Raw genomic sequence first — 1,287 nt, 5'->3', positions numbered from 1 at the left:
GGCGGGCGGCGACTTCGAACGGGCCCGCACCCAGCTGCTGTACGGGCAGTGGCTGCGCCGCCGCCGGCGTACCCGCGAGGCCCGCGGCCCGCTGCGCGACGCCCTGGTCGCCTTCCAGCGCTGCTCGGCCCGCGCGTGGGCGGACCGGGCGGCCGGGGAGCTGCGGGCGGCGGGCGAGCCGGTTGCCGCGCGACGGGACCCGGTGGGCGAACCGCTGGCGGCGCTCACCCCCCAGCAGCAGCGCATCGCCCGCTACGTCGCGGAAGGGGCCACCAACCGCGAAGTGGCGCAGTGGCTGTCGCTCAGCCCGCGCACGGTCGACCACCACCTCCGTAACGTCTTCGCCGCCCTCGGCATCCGCTCCCGCACCGAACTGGCCCGGCTGCTGGCGCCCTGAGGAAACCTCCAGGAGGCCGGGAGGTTGCCGGACCGTGATGACGAGTTCCGCGCAGACCTCTAGGTACCGACTGGGCGGTATGCCATTCTGCGGGCGTCAGGATCGTGTCGACGCGCTCGCGCCCCGCCCGGGCCGGGTGCACCGGGCCCGCCGCTCGCGCGGCCGGCCGAATCCCGGTGGAGGCTGCCATGCCACAGGTCGTACGTCCGCGGATCGGGGCGCTGCACGGCCCGCCCCCGGCAACGCCGTTGCCGCACCGCTTCCGGTCCCTGGCCGGCCGCGAGGCCGTGGAGGTGCTGCACCGGGCCGCCCGGGTCCTCGTCGCGTCGCTGCCGGCCCTCACCGACCGGCTCGTCGAGGCCCTGTACGCCCAGGAGCCCGGCTACCGGGCGGCCATCGAGTCCGACCGGGCCGAGGTCTGGCAGGAGGTCCACCACTCGCTGCGGCACAACGTGGGCTCCCTGATCCAGCCCAGGGAGTTCCGGGAGCCCGCCCACCGCACCTCCCGCTGGATCGGTGAGATCCGCGCCGAGCAGGGCGTACCGCTCGACGCCGTCCTGCACGCCTTCCGGCTGGGCGGTGCGATGGTCTGGCAGGACCTCGTGGACGAGACCGCCCGGCGCGACCCCGACGGCGTCCGGCTGCTCGTCCATGTCGCCGCCGATGTGTGGAACTTCGTCGACGAGCACTGCGGGATCGTCGCGGACGCCTACCGGCAGGCCGAGCGGCGGCTGTCCTGGCGGCGCGAGAACCGGCAGCGGCTCATGGTCGCCGCCCTGCTGGACGGGACCGCCCGGATCGCGGACCTCGCCGAGGCGGCCGCGATGCTGGGCCTGCCGGAGCAGGGCCGGTACGCCGTGCTCGCGGTGGCCGCCGCCCCGCACGGGCCG

Annotated in this window: 1 protein-coding gene and 1 pseudogene; both read left to right on the top strand. The window is 76.1% G+C overall.

Annotated elements, in window-relative coordinates; all coding sequences use genetic code 11:
- A partial coding sequence (locus tag B9S58_RS02345; RefSeq protein ID WP_146063444.1) for a helix-turn-helix transcriptional regulator occupies positions 1 to 397 on the top strand: 397 nt, incomplete at its 5' end.
- A gap of 188 nt (positions 398 to 585) precedes the next feature.
- Positions 586 to 1,287 (top strand): annotated as a pseudogene (locus tag B9S58_RS02340) (PucR family transcriptional regulator); the annotation flags it as partial.

Origin of the sequence: Streptomyces sp. SM11 (assembly GCF_002910905.1) — a bacterium.
Taxonomy (GTDB): domain Bacteria; phylum Actinomycetota; class Actinomycetes; order Streptomycetales; family Streptomycetaceae; genus Streptomyces.
This window is presented reverse-complemented; position numbering and strand designations above follow the sequence as displayed.